Source organism: Brevibacterium sp. 91QC2O2, assembly GCF_024580695.1.
GTDB classification, from domain to species: Bacteria; Actinomycetota; Actinomycetes; order Actinomycetales; family Brevibacteriaceae; genus Brevibacterium; species Brevibacterium moorei.
Genome location: NZ_JANIJY010000036.1, coordinates 1 through 19,540 on the forward strand (window position 1 = coordinate 1; position 19,540 = coordinate 19,540).

Consider the following 19,540-nt stretch of genomic DNA (forward strand, 5'->3'; position numbering starts at 1 on the left):
GGCGACAGGAATTCCCCGAACGATCTCGTTAAGCACCTCGGACCATTCCTGGTTCGAGTAGTTCACTGCGATGTATGGCATACGCCCCTCCTGGGAAGGGTGTTGCACTAGCACCTTGAGACCGCCGGCGAATTCTCGGACCAAAGTGACTGCAAATCGAAGGGGCATCGGACCAAAGTGACTGCTCAACGACTCAGATACCGCCGTTCAACCGAAAGGACCCGCAGATGACCGTCGACTACGTGGCCGAGGCCGCGGCCCTGCTGCCCGAACTCCAGGACCTGCGCCGTAGGCTTCACGCCGAGCCGGAGACGGGCCTGGACCTGCCCGGCACTCAGGCCAAGGTGCTCGAGGCCCTGGAGCCCCTGCGCGAATCCGCGGGCCTGGAGATCACTCTGGGCAAAGGGCTGAGTTCCGTGACCGCGGTGCTGCGCGGCACCCACCCGGATCGGCCCGCGGACAGTGCGGCAGGGGCCTCGGCCGCCGAGGCCGCTACCGCCACCGCGCCGGCCGTGCTGTTGCGCGGGGACATGGATGGCCTGCCGGTCACCGAGCTGACCGATGAGCCCTTCAAGTCGCTCAACGGAAACATGCACGCGTGCGGTCACGACCTGCACACCTCGGGCCTGGTGGGTGCGGCCCGGTTGCTGGCCGCGCACCGCGACCAGCTGCCCGGCGACGTCGTCTTCATGTTCCAGCCGGGGGAGGAGGATCCCGGCGGCGCCCCGATCATGATCGAGGAGGGCGTGCTGGAGGCAGCGGGCCCGCGGGTGGTCGCGGCCTTCGGCGTCCACGTCGAGGTCCGCGAGGCCGGGATCCTGCACACCAAGCCTGGCATCCTGCAGTCGGGCTCGAACATCCTGCACGTGACCATCAACGGCGCCGGCGGCCACGGGTCCAAGCCGTATGAGTCCCGCGACCCGGTGCCCGCACTGGCGGAGCTGGTGCTGGCGCTGCAGAACATGGTCTCGCGCCGCTTCGACGTCTTCGACCCCGTGGTCATGTCGGTCACGCAGTTGTCCGCAGGGGACGCGGTCAACGTCATCCCGGCCTCGGCCACGCTGGGTGCGACGATCCGCGTGTTCTCCGCCGAGGCCCTGGCCACCATGCAGACCGAGGTCGACCGCCTGGCCGCCGGAATCGCCGCCGCCCACGGGTGCACGGCCAAGGTGGACTTCCAGGTGAAGTACCCCGTGACGGTCAACGACGAGGCCGAGACGGTTTGGGCGATGGACCAGGTGCGCGGCTTGCTGGGTGAGGCGCGGATGCGCACCCTGGCCGACCCGGTGATGCCCAGCGAGGACTTCAGTTATGTGCTGGACGAAGTGCCCGGCACGTACATGATGCTGGGCGCCAAACGCGCCGATGTGCCCGAAGACAAGCAGGCGGACAATCATTCGCCCTACGTCGTCTTCGATGATTCTGTGCTGGGCGACCAGGCCGCGGTGCTCGCACACCTGGCCACCCAGCGCCTGCGCGCCGAGGTCGCACAGGGCTGTGTCGAGGCCGCACAGGGCTGAGGTGCCGCGTTCCACGTGGAACGCGGGGCCGCCGGCGCGGTCCGAGCCGGGGTACCGGCGTCGGGGCAGGCGGTGGTGGAAATAGGCTGCGCGGGGAATAGCCGGTGCCGCCGCGCGGTTGTGCCGGTGACGGCTTGATGTCGAAAGATCATCCAGATGAAGGAGGGTGCCGATGAGCACTGAGGTTGAGGAATTCCTGCCGGAGGCCGGCAAGGTCACGATGTTCACCACCAGCTGGTGCGGGTACTGCAAGCGCCTGAAGCCGCAGCTGGCCCAGGCCGGTATCGAGATCAACGAGGTCAACATCGAGGACATCGCCAATGGCGCCAAGGTCGTGGAGACCGCCAATGGTGGTAACCAGACCGTGCCCACGCTGCTCTACATCGACGGCACCACGCAGACGAATCCGTCCGCGGCCCAGGTCAAGGAGAAGCTGGCCGCACTGGCCTGATCCGGCTCTGGCCTGATCGATCCGCACCTGGCTCGATCCGCGCGCTGTCAGCGCTATCGGCCCGGTTGACCGGGTCTCGGCTCCGCTCCCATCGTCTTGATGGGAGCGGGGCCGTTTTCGTATGTGCGTTGTATATGTGCCTCGTATGTGTGCGGTATGCGGGCTATGGGTTGAGCTCAGTCACCGGTTCGGCAAGCGGGGGATACTGTTCCTTCCGCTTGGGGTCGTCGGGGGCCACCGCATGGTGCTGGCCCCACTCCAGGAGTGCGTTGAGCACGGGGATCAGGTCCGCCCCCGCCTCGGTTAGATGATAGGTGTGGCGCTGCGAATCCGGGCACTTGCGGCGCATGACGATGCCCTCGGACTCCAAAGTCTTGAGCCGGGCGGCAATCCGGTCGCGGGGAGCGCCGGTGCCGCGCACGATCTCGGAGAAGCGGTGATTGTCCATGGCGATCTCGCGGATGACCAACAGGGCCCATCGTTCGCCGACGAGCTCCAAAGAGGCCGCGATCGGACAGGGGCGACCCGGCAGGTCGGAGAGCGGAACAATCGTTGCCATGGCTGGTATGCTACCCCCATGAGTTTGAGAATCAAACCAAACTGGACCGAGAGGCCCCTGCTCCCCATCGCCTTGGGAACGGCCCTGGTGCTGGTGACCTATGTGACGCCGATGGCGACGTTGCCGTCTACCGCCGGGGACCTCGGAGCCGGGACATCGGCCCGGGCCTGGATACTGAGCGCAATGAGCGTGGGACTGGCCGGCGGCCTGCTCGCCACGGGCCTGCTGGGCGACCGATTCGGGCGCCGCGGCGTTTACGCTGCCGGCCTGTCGGCCATCGCAGTCGGCGCGCTGGGGTGCGCCGTGGCGTGGAACCCGGGGATTCTGATCGGTGCGCGCATCCTGCAGGGATTCGGCGGCGCCGCCGTGATCGCCTGCGGCCTGGCCGTTCTGGCCCACTCCTACGCCGCAGGAGCCCAGCGGGCGCACGCCACATCGATCTGGGGAGCCAGCATCGGAGCCGGCATCGCAGGCGGTTCCCTCCTGGCAATGCTCCTGGACCTCGGCGTCGGCTGGCGGTCGAACTACGTGGTGACGGCGCTGGCCGGCGCAATCCTGCTCGCAGGCACACGCGTGACACTGCCCGCCTCGCGCGCCGCGAAGGTGCGCCCCATCGACGTCCCCGGCCTGTCACTGCTGGTCGTCGGCATCGTGCTCCTGGTGGCCGCCATCACCCAACTGCGCCACGGGGTCACCGTATCGTTCATCGTCCTCGCGCTGTCCGCCCTGGGCGTCCTCGCCGCCCTGGGAATCGTCGAGGAGCGGGTGCGCCACCCGCTCCTCGAACCGGGCCTGCTACGCGATCCCCGCTTCCTGTCCGCCACCATCGGCGCGCTGACCGTGGGAGTCGGGACCATTGGGATGACGTCTTTCCTCCCGACTGTCGCCCAATCGGGATTCGGAGCCTCGCTCCAACTGGCAAGCCTGCCGCCGCTGGTGTGGGCGATCACGAGCACCTTCACCGCGGTCGCCGTGCGCTGGCTCCCCTTCCCCTTGGAAGGACCGTGGCCGGTCGCCGTCCTGTTGGCGCTGACGGCCGGGGCCATGCTGACCGGGGTGGGCGCCGGATCCGTGCCGCGCTTGATCCTGCCGATGGTTCTCGTCGGCATCACGAGTGGCCTTCTCAACTCCACCCTGGGGCGGGAGGCCGTGGCCAGCGTGCCAGCCGACCATGCGGCCACGGGCAGCGGTGCGAACAACACCGCCCGCTATCTGGGGGCCGCCTGCGGCATCACCCTGTTCACAATCATCGCGACGGCCACGACCCAGGACATCGTGAGCGGCTGGAGCACCGCGGTATTCGTGGCCGCGGGGCTCACGGCCCTCGGCGCGCTGCTGATCGTGATGCGGATCCTCATCCGAACCCGGAAGCCGGGGTCCTGAGCCCAGCATCCGGGCCCTGAGCCCAGCCCGCAAATCACACAACACACCGTCGAACTCAAGGAGAGACACCCACCATGACCGATCTCGAAAACCTCTGGCAGCCCTTCACCCTGGGCCGCATTGAGCTCGCACACCGCCTGGCAATGGCGCCCATGACCCGCAACCGGGCGAATCCCGACGGAACGCCGGGCGCGCTCGCCGCCGAGTACTACGGACAGCGCGCCTCGCTGGGCCTGCTCATCACCGAGGGCACCCAGCCGTCGGCCGACGGGCAGGGGTATATGAACACCCCCGGCATCTACACGCCGGAACACATCGCCGGCTGGAGCACAGTCGCCGGTGCGGTCCATGAGAAGGGTGGCCGTCTGTTCATCCAGCTGATGCACGTCGGGCGCATGTCGCACCCGGACAACACGCCGCACCACCGCCGGCCGGTCGCGCCCTCGGCGATATCGGCCGAACAGGAGATGTACACCGCCAGGGGCCCGAAGCGGACGCCGGTCCCGCGTGAGCTGTCGGCGGCGGAAATCCAGGATGTGATCGGCGAGTTCCGGCACGCGGCGGCGTCCGCGATCGCCGCGGGAGCCGATGGGGTGGAAGTCCATGCGGCGAATGGCTACCTGCTACACCAGTTCCTGGCGCCCAATGCGAACCAGCGCACCGACGAATACGGTGGGTCGATTGAGAACCGGGCCCGGCTGTCCATCGAGGTCGCCCGAGCGGTTGCCGATGAGATCGGGGCCGACCGTACCGGCATCCGCATTTCTCCTGGGTTCCCGCTCGGGGGACTCGACGAAGGTGGGGCCGAGGCCGTGCGCGCCCAATACGGCTACCTCGTCGGCGAGCTCGCACAGTTGGGCCTCGCCTACCTGCACGTGCACCACCTGGGCGACGATGAACTCCTGGCCTCGTTCCGCCGGGTGTGGCCGAGCGCGGTGCTCGTCGTCCGCTACGGGCGCGAGCGCGAGGGGATCGCTACCGATATCGACAGGGGACTGGCCGATATCGCCCCGCTGGGCCGGTTCGCGCTGGCGAATCCGGACATCGTGGAGCGTCTGCGCACGGGTGCGCCACTGAATGACCTCGACCCGTCGACCCTCTACACCGGTGGCGCACACGGCTACATCGACTACCCGACGCTGACCCGGGCTGAGATGTGACTACGGTGGCCCGGCGAAACGTCGCCCGGCCGGGCCGTTTCAGTCGGAGTGTGCCCCCAGCCGGGGTCGTTTCAGCCAACCATGCTGAGGTCGGCCAACAGGTGGTAGGGGGAGCCCGAGACCAAATCGGGGAAGCGCTTGCGCAGCCGGCTGATCTCCGCGCGCACGGTCACCGGCGTCACGGTGCCGCCCCACACCTGCTCGGACAGGGCCTCGGCCTTCAAGGGCACGGTGGAATCCCGTAGGGCGCGCAACAGTTCCGCGTGCCGGGGACAGACCGACTGGGTGATGGCCTCGCCGGCGGCCGTCACCGTCAGGGCGCCCGCGGAGAAGTCCAGAGCGTACTCGGCGGTCGGCTGCCCGTGCTCCAGCGGGACGACCAGAACCCCGGCGCCGCTGCGGTGGACCTCGACTGCCCCCAGGCCGCGCAGCACGGTCCGCCCCGTTACCAGGCCCACGCCCAGGTTCAACTGTTCACCGACCTCGACACCGGAGGAATCGGCGACCCAGCCGCACGGATCGCACAGCACCCATCGTCCGGACCCCGCGGCGCCGCCGGCGCTCATGGAGCCGCCCGCGCCCAAACCCGACAGCGGGGTGAAACCGCCACGGCGCGGGCCCGCCGCCCGCAGCTTGGCCAGCCTGCGGTGGTGGGCGTCGCGCAACATGAACTCGATCTGCCCGGTCAGCGCCTGCACCATCCCCAGGATCGCCGGATGGGCGGTGGCCACGGGTCCGGACACATCGATGATGGCCAGGATCTGCCCTGTCGCGGGATCGCGCACGGGCGCTGCGGAGCAGCTCCATCCATGGTGACTGGAACACCAGTGCTCCGGGCCCAGGATCTGCACCGGCCCGCCCATCAGCGCCGCCACCCCGATCGCATTGGTGCCCACGGACTGCTCCGCCCAATCCGCGCCCTCGACGAAACCCAGGGAATCGGCGCTGCCCAGGGCCGGTCTGTCCCCGATCCGGTGGATGATCCGGGAATCCGGAGTGGACACCACGCCGATCAGCCGCGAATCGGACAGAGCCGGTGCCAGCGCCGCGTCCACCTGGGCCAGTACCGTGGCCGAGGCGTCCCCATAGCTGGTCAGTAGCCTCGCCCTGTCCTGGGCGACGCGGGACTCGTCGATCCTGGGGTCGCGGTGGTCGACCGGCACCCCGCCGCGCAGCATCCGCTTCCACGACCTGTCGATCACCGGACGGGGTTTGGCCGGGGGCCTGCCGCCGCAGCGGATCGCCTGGTGGACCTCGGCCAGCACACGGGCGTACTCGCTGGGGTCCTCGTCGAAGGGTAGTGCGTACTCGGGTTGTGGCGTCTGCCTCATCGCTGTGCCTTCCGCGCCTGGCGGTATCGGATCGGAAACGAACCCGGGCGGTCGGTGCGGGCCCCGCCGCGGCCTCGTCCTCCCGTCGTCCTCCACATGTGAATCCGTATGTGATGTCTACCTTATGTAGAGGACGATAACAGCGTTGCAATGCGTTGCAAAGGCCCTCTTCCCCAGTGAACACGGGAATCTCAGCACACGAAACATTCTGTTGCTGGTGCTGTGTCAGTGCTCACGCGTACGGTGATCCCAACCCTTGACCACACGAGGAAGTGAGGGACCGAAATGACCGATCTCAGCCGCGAGCAGCTGCTGGGCGCGTACGACAAGATGTCGAAGATCCGCGCCTTCGAGGACCGGCTCCACAAGGAGAACACAACCGGCGACATCCCCGGCTTCATCCACCTGTACGCGGGTGAAGAGGCCATCGCAACCGGCATCTGCGAACACCTGACGCCGGCGGACAAGATCGCCTCCACCCACCGCGGACACGGACACTGTATCGCCAAGGGCAGTGACGTCCGCTCGATGATGTTCGAGATCTTCGGCCGCGCCGACGGCCTGTGCCACGGCAAGGGCGGGTCCATGCACATCGCGGACCTGTCCGTGGGCATGCTCGGTGCCAACGGCATCGTGGGCGGTGGCCCGCCCCTGACCATCGGCGCGGCCCTGACCGCGAAGTACCGCGGTGAGGGAAACGTCGCGGTGTCCTTCACCGGCGACGGCGGCTCCAACCAGGGCACCACCTTCGAGGCCATGAACATGGCGGTGGCACTGCAGCTGCCCATCGTGTTCGTCTTCGAGAACAACGGCATCGGCGAGGCCACCGGCGCGGACTTCTCGATCGGCGCCAAGTCGATCGCCGCCCGTGCGGAGGGCTTCGGCCTGCCGGTGCTCAGCGTCGACGGTTCGGACTTCTTCGATATGTACGCCGCCGCGGGCGAAGCCGTGGGCCGGGCCCGCGCCGGTGGCGGCCCGTCGGCCATCGAGGCATCGGCCATCCGCTTCTACGGACACTTCGAGGGCGACCCCGGCCTGATCCGCACCCAGGAGCAGCTGGCCGCGCAGAAGGCGTCGAAGGATCCGCTGCAGATCTTCCGCGACAAGGCCGCGGGCACCGTGGACGCGGCTGAACTCGATGAGATCGACGCGTCCAACATCGACCTGGTCGACCAGGCGGTGGCGGATGCCAGGGCGGCTGCCGAACCGGACCCGTCCGAAGTCGACACCGACGTCTACCTGTCCTACTGAGTCCCCAACCCGGCAATCCAAACCACAGCGAAGTGAGTGAAAAATGACTGCAATGAGCTTCCGCGAGGCGATCCGGGCCGCAATGGCCGATGCGATGCGCGAAGACAAGGACGTCGTGTTGATGGGCGAGGACCTGCGTGGCGGCAAGGGCGGGTCGAACCCCGACCCCACCGTCGAGGCCTTCGGCGGTGTGTTCGGCGTGACCCAGGGCCTGTGGACGGAGTTCGGCGATGACCGCGTCATCGACTGCCCGATCACGGAGTCGGCGATCATCGGCATGGCGGCGGGTTCGGCCGTCACCGGTCTGCGCCCGGTGGCCGAACTGATGTTCATGGACTTCTTCGGTGTCTGCTACGACGAGATCTGGAACCAGGCATCGAAGTTCCGCTACATGTTCGGCGGCAAGGCGACCACCCCCATGGTGATGCGCGGCATCATCGGCGCGGGCGTGGGTGCGGCCGCCCAGCATTCGGCCTCGCCCTACCACCTGTTCACCTCCACGGCCGGCATGAAGGTCGTCGTTCCGTCCAACGCCTACGATGCCCGCGGCCTGCTGCTGGAGAGCATCCGCGATGACGACCCCGTCATCTTCTGCGAGCACAAGGCCATGTACGACATGAAGACCGAGGTGCCCGACGAGTCCTACACGATCCCGCTGGGCGTGGCCGCCTACCCGCGGCGCGGCACAGACGTGACCGTCGTGGCCCTGGCCAACTGCGTGAACTTCGCCAACGGCGTGGCCGACAAACTGGCCGCCGAGGGCATCAGCGTCGAGGTCGTCGACCCGCGGACCACCAGCCCGCTGGACGAGGACGGGATCCTGGAATCCGTCGCCGCCACCGGCCGCCTGGTCGTCGTCGACGAATCCGCGGCCCGCTGCGGCTTCGCCCACGACATCGCAGCGCTCGCCGCATCCAAGGCCTTCGATTCGCTCAAGGCCCCGGTCCAGCTGGTCACCCCGCCGCATTCCCCCGTGCCCTTCGCGCATTCCCTGGAGCAGGAGTGGATCCCGGGACCGGCGAAGATCGAAGCCGCAATCCGCGCCGTTGTGGAGGCCTGATATGTCCATCCACGCACTGGAAGTCCCGAAATGGGGCATGACGATGGAGGAGGGAACCCTCACCGAATGGCTGGTCGACGCCGGCCAGGAGGTCACCGAGGGAACCCCCATCGCAACCCTGGAATCCAGCAAGATCTCCGGTGAGCTCGAGGCCCCGGGCGACGGCGTCTTGGCCCGCCAGGTGATGGAGCTCGGCTCGACCCTGCCGGTGGGCTCCCTGGTCGCGGTGGTGGCTCCGGCCGGCACCCCGGACAGTGAGATCGACGAGGCCATCGCCGGCTACGCCGCTCCCGCCGTAGCCGAGGCCCCAGCCGCATCGGCCGCACCCGCGGCTACCCCGGCAGCGGCGCCCGCTGCCGCACCGGTGGCCTCGGCCCCTGCGGCTCCGGCCGCAGCACCCGCGGCGCCCAAGCCAGGAGCGGTCACCGTCCCGGCGGCACTCAAGGGCACCTTCGATCCGAACGCGCCGGCCACCCCGCACGCAGCGGACCTGGCCGAAAAGCACGGCATCGACCTGTCCAAGGTCGAGGCCACCGGCCGCGGCGGCCGGGTCACGGTCACGGACCTGCAGGACGCCGTCACCGCAGCCGGTGGGTCGCTGCCCTTCGGCAACGACCTGCCGCGGACCGGACAGGTCGCAGCCAAGCGCGATGACAGCGCAGTCGCGGCGACCCCACGAGCGCGCGACCGCGCCGCCGAACTGGGCGTCAACCTGCTCGACGCCCGGCCCACCGGCAAGCACGGACGCGTCACGGTCTACGACGTGGAGGCCGCCGACTGGCACCTCCACGGCACGGGATCGGCAGCAGCCCAGGCCTCGGCCGCGGCTGCCGGCACTGCGGCTCCGGTCGCCGATGCCGGGAACCCCGCCACGGAGGTTCCGATGTCGGCGATGCGCAAGGTCATCGCGACGCGTCTGAAGGAGTCCTACTTGGATTCCCCGGCGTTCCGCGTGAGCATCGATGCGAACATCGACAAGCTGTTGGCGCTGCGCAAGGAGATCAACGACTCGCGACTGGACGTGCGGGTCTCGGTCAACGACCTGGTCGTCGCCGCTGTGGCCAAGGCCCTGGTCGCGGTGCCGGAGGTCAACGTGCAGTACGATTCGGCCGCCCAGGTGATCCGGCAGTTCGCGCATGCGGACGTGGCCGTTGCCGTGGCGACCGACGAGGGGCTCATCACCCCGATCGTCACGCATGCTGACACCCGGTCGATCACGGACATCTCAGCGGTCACCGGCGACCTGGCGACCCGCGCCAAGGCCGGGACTCTCAAGCCCGACGAGTTCCAGGGCGGGACGTTCACGATCAGCAATCTGGGCATGTTCGGGGTGTCGTCCTTCGACGCCATCATCAACCCGCCCTCGGCTGCGATCCTGGCCGTGGCCGCCGGCGCCAAGCGCTTCGTGCCCGACGCCCAGGGCGCTCCGGTGGCCGCGACGATCCTGCCGCTGACCCTGACGAGCGACCACCGCGTCATCGACGGGGCCCTGGCCGCGAGGTTCATGGCGCAGTTGCGCACGATCCTCGAAACGCCCGCGCTGATCTTCGCCTGAAGGGGGAATCATGACTGAGATTCATCCCGACGACCGCTATGACGTCATCGTCATCGGCGCCGGTCCCGGCGGCTATGTGGCCGCCGGGCGGGCCGGCCGCCTGGGCCTGAAAACGGCCCTGGTGGAGAAGGCGGAACTGGGTGGCATCTGCCTGAACTGGGGTTGCATCCCCACCAAGGCACTGCTGCACGGCGCCGAGGTCGCCCGCACCATCCGTTCGGCCGCCCAGTTCGGCGTCCTGACGGATGCCGCACCGGCGATCGACGTGGCCAAGCTCGTCGCCCATTCGCGTTCCACCTCCGGGCAGTTGACCAGTGGGGTGGGTGCGCTGATGGGCGCGGCCGGAGTCACGGTGATTGCGGGCGAGGCGACGATCGCGGACAAGGGCCAGGTCAGCGTCACGCTGAACCCCGGTGCCGACGGCGCCGCGGTGGGCGGGGGCAAGCCCCGTCTGCTGGGCGCCGACCACATCATCGTGGCCACCGGTGCGGGTCCCCGCGGCCTGCCTGGCATCGAACCGGACGGACAGACCATCTGGACGTACCGGCAGGCCCTGGTGCCCGACCACGTGCCCGAGTCCCTGGTCGTCATCGGCTCCGGTGCGATCGGCAGCGAGTTCGCGTCCCTGTATGCGGACCTGGGATCGCAGGTGACGCTGTTGGAGGCCCTGCCTCATGTGCTGCCGGGCGAGTCCGCTGAGGCTTCCGATGTGGTGGCCAAGAACTTCCGGTCCCGCGGCATCACCGCGGCTGCCGGGGTGCGCGTGGGCTCCGTCGAGGTGGCGGACGTGGCCGCGGACGGGACGACCAGCGCGGTCGTGCACTATACGGACGCGGCCGGCACCGAACAACAGGTGTCGGCTGAGAAGGTCCTGCTGGCCGTGGGCGTTGCGCCCAACAGCGCGGGCCTGGGCCTGGAGCCCTTCGGCATCGTCGATGGGCGTGGGTTCATCGAAACCGATGAGTACTGCCGGACCAAGGTCTGGGGACTCTACGCGATCGGTGACGTTTCCGGCGGTCCGATGCTGGCCCACAAGGCCAGCGCCGAGGCCCTGCGCTGCGTCGACGCCCTGGCCGGTTTCGACCGGGAACCGGTGGACGCCGACTGGCGCTCCTGGGTCCCGCGCTGCACCTACACCACGCCGGAGGTCGCCAGCATCGGCCTGTCGCGTGAGCAGGCCGGCGCAGCAGGCCATCCGGTGGTGGCGCGTCCGGTGCGCCTGGCGGAGAACGGCAGGGCATTGGGCACGGGCCAGACCGAGGGCTTCGGCGAAGTCCTCATCGACGGCGACACCCATGAGATCCTGGGCGCGACCCTGGTGGGGGAGGGGATGACGGAGCTGATCGGCATGCTGGCCGTGTCCCACGCCGGAGACATGTCCGCCGACGCCTTCGTCCGCGCGATCCTGCCGCATCCCTCGAAGTCCGAGGTCGTGCACGAGTCGCTCATGGCGGCCCTGGGCCGCCCGGTCAACACGCTCTAGGCGGTTGAATGGCAGGCGATTTGGTCTGAGAATCCGCAGGGGTTCCAGACTGAATCGCCTGCTCTGCGTGGCGCGGCAGTGGCGCGGGACAGCCGGCGGTGTGCTCGTGTGGGCGCTGCGCGGGGCCTCGGCTCCGTGCACTAATCTTGATGATCATGAGCGAAACCGACAACTGGCAGAGGGCCGAAGCCGGCCTGCGCACGCCCCCGCAGGACCTGGAGGCCGAGGCGAGCGTGCTGGGCGGCATGATGCTGTCGAAGGACGCGATCGCCGATGTTGTCGAGAACCTGCACGCCGACGACTTCTACAAGCCGGCGCACGAGACGATCTACGACGTCGTCATGGACCTCTATGCGCGCGGCGAACCGGCCGATGCCGTCACGGTGGCCAATGCGCTGTCGAAGACCGGCGACCTGGCGCGGATCGGCGGTGCGGCCTATCTGCACACGCTGATCTCCTCGGTGCCGACCGCGGCGAACGCGGGCTTCTACGCGAACATCGTGCGCGAACAGGCGGTGCTGCGCCGCCTGGTGGAGGCCGGCACCCGGATCGTGCAGATGGGCTACGACGCCGAGGGCGACACCGACGACCTGGTCAACCGCGCGCAGTCGGAGATCTACCAGGTCACGGAGCGTTCAACCGCAGAGGACTACATCCGCCTGTCCGAGGTCCTGGGGCCCACGGTCGAGGAGATCGAACGCGCCGGCGACCACGACGGGGAGACCTCGGGCGTGCCCACGGGCTTCACCGAATTCGACGAGCTGACCAACGGCCTGCACCCCGGCCAGATGATCGTCATCGCCGCCCGCCCCGGCGTCGGCAAGTCGACCCTGGCACTGGACATGGTGCGCTCGGCGGCGATCGCCCACGGCCAGGCCACCGTCATCTTCAGCTTGGAGATGGGGCGCCTGGAACTGACCATGCGCCTGCTCTCGGCCGAATCCGGCATTCCGCTGCAGTCGCTGCGGCGCGGCAACCTCGACGATGAGCGGGGTGGTTGGACGAAACTGGCCGACACCATGGGCCGGATCAACGATGCGCCGCTGTTCATCGACGATTCGCCGAATATGGCCCTGGCGGAGATCCGCGCGAAGTGCCGCCGGCTCAAACAGCAGCATGATCTGAAGATGGTGGTCATCGACTACCTGCAGCTGATGTCATCGGGTAAGCGGGTGGAGTCGCGCCAGCAGGAGGTCTCGGAGTTCTCCCGTTCGCTCAAGCTGCTGGCCAAGGAGCTCGAGGTCCCCGTCATCGCGCTCTCGCAGCTCAACCGTTCCTCCGAACAGCGCACGGACAAGCGGCCCATGGTCTCCGACCTGCGCGAATCCGGTTCGATCGAGCAGGACGCCGATATGGTCCTGCTGATCCACCGTGAGGACATGTACGATCCGGAGTCCCCGCACGCCGGCGAGGCCATCATCATGGTGGCAAAGCACCGTAACGGTCCGACCGGGGACATCACGGTGGCCTTCCAGGGCTCCCGCAGCCGGTTCGCGAACATGCCCAGCTGAGGCCTCGGCCCACGAGTGGAGAGCAGCGGCGGGAGCGTGTGCGCCGATGCCACTACGCGGGGTAGAATCGCAGCAGAATCAATATATCCACCCACTCCCATGGAATGGAGCCCCAGTATGTACGCACTGATCGCGTTCATCGTCGCCATCATCGCGGCAGGCCTGCTCGTCGTCGTCGCAGGCGCGGTAGTGTTCGCCATCGCCTGGATCTTCGAGGGTCTGCGCCGCGTGTTCTTCAACCACGGTAACCACCCCGTGCACTACGCCGATCCGCTGGAGGCCCGCAGCCACTGAGGTGAGCGCGCCGGATGCGCCGCTGACCCAGGTCAGCCGGGGCGCCCGCACAGCCGAAGCACAGACAATGCCCGGTCCCGTCAAAGGACCGGGCATTGTCGTCTGCGGACCTCGGCCCCGGCGTCCAGCGGGACGGCTAGCGGGGCTCCCCGCCCAGTTCGCCTCGGAGCCGGCCGATCACCAGGTTGAGCAGGCTGCCGACGATCACGCCGACGGCCAGGTTGTGCGTGGCCAGCACCAGGATCACGGTGACCACCATGACCGCGGTCTCACGCTTGCGGGCGCGTTTGAGGGTCGAGGGGCGGATCGAGCGCCAATCGAAGGTGCCGACGGAGACCATCACCATGACCGCCACCAGCGCGGCCATCGGGATGCGGCCCACGACATCGCCCAACACCACCACCAGGATCAGCAGGAAGACACCGGCCAGGAAGGTCGAGATCCGGGTCCTGGCGTGCGAGGACTTCACGTTGATCATCGTCTGCCCGATCATGGCGCATCCGCCCATGCCGCCGGCGAAGCCAGAGAGGATGTTCGCGATGCCCTGGCCGCAGGACTCCCTGGTCTTGTTCGAGCCGGTATGGGTGATCTCGTCGACCAGGGTCGCGGTCATCAGCGACTCCATCAGCCCCACCAGGGCCATCGCCAGTGCGTAGGGCCCGATGATCCGCAGGGTCTCGAAGTTCAGCGGCACATCGGGGATGAACAGGGTCGGCAGGCTGCGCGGCAGCTCGCCCATATCGCCCACGGTGGGCACCTGGAACGCGAACACCAGGGTCACGGCCGTGACGATGACGATCGACACCAGGGGAGCGGGCACCGCCTTGGTGATCTTGGGGAAGAACACGATGACGAGGATGCCGAGGACGGTCAGGGGATAGACGGCCCACGGCACGCCGATCAGATTGGGCAGCTGGGCGGTGAAGAGCATGATGCCCAGGGCGTTGACGAAGCCTGTCATCACCGAGCGTGGCACGAAGCGCATGAGCTTGGCGACCCCGCAGGCGCCCAGAACGATCTGCAGGACGCCGGCCAGCAGCACCGTCGCGATCAGGTAGTCCAGGCCGTGCTCGCGCATCACCGGTGCGATCACCAGGGCCACGGCACCCGTGGCCGCGGATATCATCGCGGGCCGTCCGCCCACGAAGGCGATCGCCACGGCCATCACGCAGGCGGAGAACAGTCCGACCTTCGGGTCGACGCCGGCGATGATGGAGAAAGAAATGGCCTCGGGGATGAGTGCGAGTCCCACGACCAGCCCGGCCAGAACCTCACGAGTCAATAACTTCGGATTACGAAGCGCCCCGAGTACCGAGGTCGCCTGTGCGGGAGTGGTCATAGGTGGAACTCTATCGGGCACCCGTCTCACCCCGGAGTTCCACTACTTGACGAACTGTCGAAAATCCAGCGAATTCGGCCAAGAATCAACATTTCGCTAAGTAGTGGAACTCCTAGTAGTGGAACTCCTATCAGGAAGCGGGGATAGCCTCGGCCCCATGAACCCGAGCCTCCGCTACCTGCGGCTCATGGCCTTCGCCGTCCGCCTGATGACGACTCTCCTCTGGTGCGACCTGGTGCTGCCGCGCCTGGGCCTGGGGCGCCTGTCCGCTCGCGGCAGGCTGCGCCGGATGAGTGCTGCGGCCCGCCGCTTCCACCGCCTGGCCGCCGCCCACGGAGGTCTGCTGATCAAGCTGGGGCAGTTCCTCTCCACCCGGCTCGACATGCTGCCGGCCCAGGTCACCGGTGAGCTGTCCAGCCTGCAGGACGAAGCGCCCGCAGTGTCCGCCGAGCGGATCGCAGCCGTCATCGAGGCCGAACTGGGCGCCCCGCCGGCCATCGCGTTCGCCGCTTTCGATGCGCGCCCGCTGGCCGCGGCCTCGCTGGGGCAGGCCCACCGCGCCGTGCTGCATCCCGGGCCGGCGGCGGCATACGGGATGTCGCAGGTGGTGGTCAAGGTCCAGCGGCCGGGCATCGAGCGCATCGTCGAGGTCGACCTGGCGGTTCTGCGCCGCGTCGCAGGTATCGTCGGACGCCTGCCCACCGTCTCCGCCCGGGTGGACCTGCCGGCCCTGATCGCGGAGTTCGCCACGACCAGCCGGCAGGAGATCGACTACCGGCAGGAGGCCTCGGCCGCCCGCCGTTTCCGCACGGCCTTCCGCGCCGACGCGCGGGTGAAGACGCCGCGGATCGCCCAGTCCCTGTGCACCGGCCGGGTCCTGACCCTCGAGGACGTCACCGCGATCAAGATCAACGACGTGGCCGCACTGCGTCGCGCCGGGATCGACCCGCACGCGGTCGCCGATGCCTTCGCCGCGGTCATGCTCGACCAGTTCTTCGTCCACCGGTTCTTCCACGCCGACCCGCACCCGGGCAACGTTTTCGTCACCCCGACCGCAGACGGGACGGTGGGCGGCGAAGCCGGTGGAACCGGTGGCGCGGGCGGGGGAACCGGCGGCCTCGGCGCGCCGGACCCCGGGTTCGCCCTGACCTTCATCGACTTCGGCATGATGGGCGAGGTCTCCGAGGCCCTGCGCGCCACCGTGCGGGACTTTGCCATCGCGCTCGCAGGCGAGCGGCCGGGCGAACTGGTCGACAGCCTGGACCGGTTGGGGGTCCTGCTGCCGAGTGCCGATAAGCGGCTGATCGAGCGGGCGCTCGCGGAGCTGTTCGAACGCTTCGGCGGCCTGAGCATCGCGCAGTTGCAGCGGAAGGACCAGCGCGAGTTCGCCGAATTCTTCTCCGAGTTCGGCGATCTGCTGCGTGATCTGCCCTTCCAACTGCCGGAGGACTTCCTGCTGATCTTCCGCGCCGTCTCGATCGTCTCGGGACTGTGCAGTGAACTCGACCACGAGTTCAACATGTGGGATGCGGTGCGGCCCTACGGCCTGCGGTTGATGCGCGAGGAGGGTGGGAACTTCGCCCGGGACCAGGTGGACCGGGTCATCGCGGGAGTGCGGATGTTCGTCCGCCTGCCGGGCCGGATCGACGATCTGGTGAGCGTCATCTTGGCCGGCGACCTGGCGGTGCAGACCCCGGGCGTGGATCGGGAACTGCGCGGGCTGGAGCGTGTGGCCCGCCGCGCAGTGGCCGGGATCGTCTTCGCCGGTCTGTTCATCGGCGGAGCCGTGCTCTTCGGGACCGCCGCCGTGGGTGCCGGCGCGCGCGTCGTCGGGGTGGTCTGCATGTCCGGCTCGCTGGTTCCCCTGGCCTATGCGCTGCTGGCGCGGGGCGGTCGGGATTAGGCTGGGGCCATGAGTGTGACTGGCGACAACATCCCCGAGTCCCCGGAACCCGAGTCCCCCAGGCCCGAATTCGCGCAGACCGAGTCCGCGGAGGCCGAGTCCTCCGACCCCTATGCGTCGGACCCCGTGTTCCCCGAGCCCTGGGCGCCGGTGCCCGCGGCAGCACAGGATCCATCCAACGACTCGGATCCATCCAACGGCCCGGAGCCGGCCTCGGGCCCGGTCAACGGTCTGGCCCCGGCCACAGGCTCGGAGCCGGTTGGGCGCGCTGCCCTGCGCCGGGCCAGGGGCGGTCGACCCCGGCGAAGGGTTCCCCGGGCGCTGTGGATCTTGGGCGGCGCTGTCGTCGTCGTGGCCCTGGCCGCCGGCGGTGGGATCGCGGTGGTGGGCAGCTCGTTCAATCCGACACATGTAGCCAAGGAGTTCGCCGCCGAAGCTCAGGACGGTTCCTTCGACCAGTCCCTGTTCGCCACAGATGGCCAGGCCGATGCCGCCTCGGCGGTCTTCGCGGACCTGCGCCCGGGCCTGCGCGCACAAGATGTCCGCGTGGTGAAGGTCCAGCGCTCCGGCGACCGGGCGACGGCCCTGCTCTCCTGGACCTGGACGAGCGCGGAGGGAACATCCGGCGCCGCGGACGCGGCCTCGGGCGACTCCGCAGCCGGTGCGCTCCCTGGCACCCGAGCGGCGCTCGCCCAAGGTGCAGCCGCCCGGGCAGCGGGTGCCGGGTCGAGCGGGACCTCGGCAAAGGGCACCTGGACCTACTCCACCGACCTGGGGCTGGTGCGCCGGGGCGGCCGGTGGAAGGCCTCTCCCGCGCCGAGCGCCCTGTATCCCGCCTTGGGCAAGGACACCGTGCTCAGCGCCCGGGCGCAGCCGGCGACGCGCGGACAGATCTTCGGAGCCGATGACAAGCCACTGACGAAGGACGCCGAGGTCGTGGAAGTGGGTGTGCAGCCCTCGCGCGTCGAGGACGTGAAGTCGCTGACGGAGACTCTGGGCAAAGAGCTCGACATCGATGGGCCGGCTCTGCGTAAGCGGATCGAGGATGCGGACAAGGCCGGTCGCGGCGATCAGTTCCTGTCGGTGATCACGCTGCGTCGCGGTGACTACAACCGGGTCTCGACGACCATCCGGCCGCTGCCGGGGACGCTGTTTCGGACCTCGACCCGGTCGCTGAGCGTGGAGAAGGATTTGGCAGGGCCGGTGCTGGGCCGGGTCGGCCAGGCCAGTGCCGAGCAGATCGAGAAATCCGGCGGTGCGCTGCGGGCCGGCGATGAGGCCGGCCTGAGCGGGATGCAACGGACCTTCGACGGGCAGCTGCGGGGCCGGCCGGGCTACACGGTCACGGTCAGGCCCGCCAAGGACGCCGAGGCCTCGGCCCTGAGCGGAGACGAGCCCGCAGTGCGGCTGAGCCAGGGTGGCGGGACCAGTGCGGTCGGCACGACGGTGGGAACCCTGGGCGGGGCCGATGGCGGGGACGTGCACACGACCCTGGATCTGCGGGTGCAGAACCCGGCGGATGCCGCCGCGGCGCGCGCCGCGAAGAAGACGGGCAAGGCGGTGGCCATCGTCGCGTTGGACACGCGCAGCGGGCACGTGGTTGCCGCGGCGAACGCCGTGCCGACGGCGGCCCAGGCGCAGAAAGCCGCAGGGAAGTCCGGGGCGAAGGCCGCCGACGGTAGGGCGGATGACAAGTCCGGCGAGCAGACGGCCGAGGCCCCTGCAGCCTACGACCGGGCGCTGACCGGCCGGTACGCGCCGGGTTCGGTGTTCAAGATCGTCACCACGGGCGCGCTGCTGGGCGGCGGGACGAACCCGGACGACGCGATCGCCTGCCCCGATACGACGACAGTCGAGGGCAAGACCTTCAAGAACTCCGACGGCCACGTGCAGGGCAAAGCGACCCTGGCCGAGGACTTCGCCCAGTCCTGCAACACCGCCTTCATCGCCTCGGCGGGGAAGATTCCGGGCGACGGTCTGGCGCAGGTCGCGAAGTCAACCGGGATGACCGATCCGCAGATCGGCGTACCGTCCTTCGGCGCTGCCGTGCCAACCGGTGACGATGCGGTCGAACACGCGGCCTCGATGATCGGGCAGGGCAAGGTTCTGGCCAGCCCCTTGGGAGTGGCGACCCTGGCCGCGGCGATCAAGCGCGGCGAGTCCGTGGCTCCGCAGTTGGTCCTGGGAGCCGCGGGGGAGTCCTCCGGGGCCACCGGTTCGGAATCCGCGGGGTCTTCGGATGCGGCCGGCGCGGATGCAAACGCATCCGGTCCGCTGCGTGGGGCCGATGGCAAGGAGCTTTCGGCCGGGCAGATCAAGCAGTTGCGCGAGATGATGCGCGGGGTCGTCACCACGGGCACCGGAACGAAGCTGAAGAATGTGCCGGGCGGCAAGGTCTACGGCAAGACGGGCACTGCCGAATACGGTGATGAGAATCCGCCGCGCACGCACTCCTGGTTCGCCGGCTTCCAAGGCGATCTGGCCTTCTCCGTCCTGGTGGAGGACGGTGGCTTCGGTGCCGCGGCCGCGGCACCGGCCGCCGCCGACTTCCTGCGTGGGGTGGACGGCGAATAGGCGAGCAGGGGAGTGTGAGCAGCGTCATGCTCAGCCGGTTTGCGGCCGGGTTGCGGGTCGTGTAATGTTTTCTCTTGTCGCCAGGACAGCCCAGCGGGTTCGCGGGGCCGGAAATCCCGGCGGCAGTCAACATAATCGAGCATCCCTTCGCGGTGACTCCTCTTGT

Annotated in this window: 14 protein-coding genes and 1 pseudogene; 12 read left to right on the forward strand and 3 right to left on the reverse strand. The window is 68.9% G+C overall.

What is annotated here, in order from left to right:
• Positions 1-227 precede the first annotated feature (227 nt).
• A complete protein-coding gene (locus NQ036_RS14845) occupies positions 228-1,520 on the forward strand; it encodes a M20 family metallopeptidase (protein WP_257059872.1) in 1,293 nt (430 codons plus the stop codon).
• A 172-nt stretch (positions 1,521-1,692) separates the two neighbouring features.
• Positions 1,693-1,971: a glutaredoxin domain-containing protein gene (locus tag NQ036_RS14850; RefSeq protein ID WP_257059874.1), complete on the forward strand. Its 279-nt coding sequence runs from the start codon at positions 1,693-1,695 to the stop codon at positions 1,969-1,971.
• A gap of 163 nt (positions 1,972-2,134) precedes the next feature.
• Here NQ036_RS14850 and NQ036_RS14855 read toward each other — a convergent pair whose 3' ends face one another.
• The gene (locus NQ036_RS14855; protein WP_257059876.1) at positions 2,135-2,530 is read right to left on the reverse strand and encodes a helix-turn-helix domain-containing protein; all 396 of its coding nucleotides are present in this window, start codon (positions 2,528-2,530) and stop codon (positions 2,135-2,137) included.
• Between the two features lie 18 nt (positions 2,531-2,548).
• Between NQ036_RS14855 and NQ036_RS14860 the strand changes: the two genes are divergently transcribed.
• Together NQ036_RS14860 and NQ036_RS14865 are read left to right on the forward strand one after the other, a co-directional pair.
• A complete protein-coding gene (locus tag NQ036_RS14860; RefSeq protein ID WP_257059879.1) occupies positions 2,549-3,913 on the forward strand; it encodes an MFS transporter in 1,365 nt (454 codons plus the stop codon).
• Positions 3,914-3,987: 74 nt separating this feature from the next.
• Positions 3,988-5,073, forward strand: a complete 1,086-nt coding sequence (locus NQ036_RS14865) for an alkene reductase (RefSeq protein WP_257059881.1) — start codon at positions 3,988-3,990, stop codon at positions 5,071-5,073.
• A 71-nt stretch (positions 5,074-5,144) separates the two neighbouring features.
• Here the strand turns inward: NQ036_RS14865 and NQ036_RS14870 are convergent, their stop codons facing one another.
• Entirely contained in the window at positions 5,145-6,404 is a 1,260-nt protein-coding gene (locus tag NQ036_RS14870; RefSeq protein WP_257048450.1) for a helix-turn-helix domain-containing protein, read from the reverse strand.
• Between the two features lie 285 nt (positions 6,405-6,689).
• On the opposite strand from NQ036_RS14870, the gene NQ036_RS14875 reads away from it, so the two are divergent.
• The 6 genes from NQ036_RS14875 to NQ036_RS14900 all read left to right on the forward strand — a co-directional run bounded on the left by NQ036_RS14875 (position 6,690) and on the right by NQ036_RS14900 (position 13,558).
• Positions 6,690-7,655, forward strand: coding sequence for a thiamine pyrophosphate-dependent dehydrogenase E1 component subunit alpha (locus NQ036_RS14875; protein ID WP_257048449.1), 966 nt, complete (start codon positions 6,690-6,692; stop codon positions 7,653-7,655).
• A gap of 43 nt (positions 7,656-7,698) precedes the next feature.
• Positions 7,699-8,715, forward strand: coding sequence for an alpha-ketoacid dehydrogenase subunit beta (locus NQ036_RS14880; protein WP_257059884.1), 1,017 nt, complete (start codon positions 7,699-7,701; stop codon positions 8,713-8,715).
• 1 nt (position 8,716) lies between these two features.
• Entirely contained in the window at positions 8,717-10,270 is a 1,554-nt protein-coding gene (locus NQ036_RS14885; RefSeq protein ID WP_257059886.1) for a 2-oxo acid dehydrogenase subunit E2, read from the forward strand.
• A 10-nt stretch (positions 10,271-10,280) separates the two neighbouring features.
• A complete protein-coding gene (lpdA, locus tag NQ036_RS14890) occupies positions 10,281-11,753 on the forward strand; it encodes a dihydrolipoyl dehydrogenase (protein ID WP_257048446.1) in 1,473 nt (490 codons plus the stop codon).
• Between the two features lie 155 nt (positions 11,754-11,908).
• The gene (gene dnaB / locus NQ036_RS14895) at positions 11,909-13,264 is read left to right on the forward strand and encodes a replicative DNA helicase (RefSeq protein WP_373456829.1); all 1,356 of its coding nucleotides are present in this window, start codon (positions 11,909-11,911) and stop codon (positions 13,262-13,264) included.
• Between the two features lie 117 nt (positions 13,265-13,381).
• Positions 13,382-13,558, forward strand: coding sequence for a hypothetical protein (locus NQ036_RS14900; protein WP_257048442.1), 177 nt, complete (start codon positions 13,382-13,384; stop codon positions 13,556-13,558).
• A 196-nt stretch (positions 13,559-13,754) separates the two neighbouring features.
• Here the strand turns inward: NQ036_RS14900 and NQ036_RS14905 are convergent.
• Positions 13,755-14,897, reverse strand: a pseudogene (locus NQ036_RS14905) (SulP family inorganic anion transporter); the annotation flags it as partial.
• Positions 14,898-15,054: 157 nt separating this feature from the next.
• On the opposite strand from NQ036_RS14905, the gene NQ036_RS14910 reads away from it, so the two are divergent.
• Positions 15,055-16,800, forward strand: coding sequence for an AarF/ABC1/UbiB kinase family protein (locus NQ036_RS14910; protein ID WP_257059890.1), 1,746 nt, complete (start codon positions 15,055-15,057; stop codon positions 16,798-16,800).
• A 9-nt stretch (positions 16,801-16,809) separates the two neighbouring features.
• The gene (locus NQ036_RS14915; RefSeq protein WP_257059894.1) at positions 16,810-19,374 is read left to right on the forward strand and encodes a penicillin-binding transpeptidase domain-containing protein; all 2,565 of its coding nucleotides are present in this window, start codon (positions 16,810-16,812) and stop codon (positions 19,372-19,374) included.
• Positions 19,375-19,540: the final 166 nt, after the last annotated feature.

Excerpts from the sequence above, each read along its gene's own strand:
- NQ036_RS14845 (WP_257059872.1), top strand. The coding sequence starts at position 228 with ATGACCGTCGACTACGTGGCCGAGGCCGCGGCCCTGCTGCCCGAACTC.
- NQ036_RS14850 (WP_257059874.1), top strand. The coding sequence starts at position 1,693 with ATGAGCACTGAGGTTGAGGAATTCCTGCCGGAGGCCGGCAAGGTCACG.
- NQ036_RS14855 (WP_257059876.1), bottom strand. The coding sequence starts at position 2,530 with ATGGCAACGATTGTTCCGCTCTCCGACCTGCCGGGTCGCCCCTGTCCG.
- NQ036_RS14860 (WP_257059879.1), top strand. The coding sequence starts at position 2,549 with ATGAGTTTGAGAATCAAACCAAACTGGACCGAGAGGCCCCTGCTCCCC.
- NQ036_RS14865 (WP_257059881.1), top strand. The coding sequence starts at position 3,988 with ATGACCGATCTCGAAAACCTCTGGCAGCCCTTCACCCTGGGCCGCATT.
- NQ036_RS14870 (WP_257048450.1), bottom strand. The coding sequence starts at position 6,404 with ATGAGGCAGACGCCACAACCCGAGTACGCACTACCCTTCGACGAGGAC.
- NQ036_RS14875 (WP_257048449.1), top strand. The coding sequence starts at position 6,690 with ATGACCGATCTCAGCCGCGAGCAGCTGCTGGGCGCGTACGACAAGATG.
- NQ036_RS14880 (WP_257059884.1), top strand. The coding sequence starts at position 7,699 with ATGACTGCAATGAGCTTCCGCGAGGCGATCCGGGCCGCAATGGCCGAT.
- NQ036_RS14885 (WP_257059886.1), top strand. The coding sequence starts at position 8,717 with ATGTCCATCCACGCACTGGAAGTCCCGAAATGGGGCATGACGATGGAG.
- lpdA (WP_257048446.1), top strand. The coding sequence starts at position 10,281 with ATGACTGAGATTCATCCCGACGACCGCTATGACGTCATCGTCATCGGC.
- dnaB (WP_373456829.1), top strand. The coding sequence starts at position 11,909 with ATGAGCGAAACCGACAACTGGCAGAGGGCCGAAGCCGGCCTGCGCACG.
- NQ036_RS14900 (WP_257048442.1), top strand. The coding sequence starts at position 13,382 with ATGTACGCACTGATCGCGTTCATCGTCGCCATCATCGCGGCAGGCCTG.
- NQ036_RS14910 (WP_257059890.1), top strand. The coding sequence starts at position 15,055 with ATGAACCCGAGCCTCCGCTACCTGCGGCTCATGGCCTTCGCCGTCCGC.
- NQ036_RS14915 (WP_257059894.1), top strand. The coding sequence starts at position 16,810 with ATGAGTGTGACTGGCGACAACATCCCCGAGTCCCCGGAACCCGAGTCC.